This window comes from Pseudomonas sp. SJZ078, assembly GCF_007828255.1.
Lineage (GTDB): Bacteria > Pseudomonadota > Gammaproteobacteria > Pseudomonadales > Pseudomonadaceae > Aquipseudomonas.
The window spans coordinates 1-227 of the sequence record NZ_VIUG01000051.1; positions in this window are offsets into that span (position 1 = coordinate 1).

Here is a 227-nt window from a genome sequence, read left to right on the forward strand (position 1 = left end):
TTGCCGAGTGGCATTTGCCCTGATGAAAAATCAGGACGAATACCAGCCGAAGCCTATGTTGCAGGGTTGTCCTGCAACATAGAATCTCCCACAGGTCCGGCGCCCGGCATCGATACCGCATCCACTGCAAATCCACTGTGGGAGCGGGCTTGCCCGCGAAGGCGTCGGTCCAGCCGGCATCCCTGCTGAATGTGCTACCGCTATCGCGAGCAGGCTCGCTCCAACAG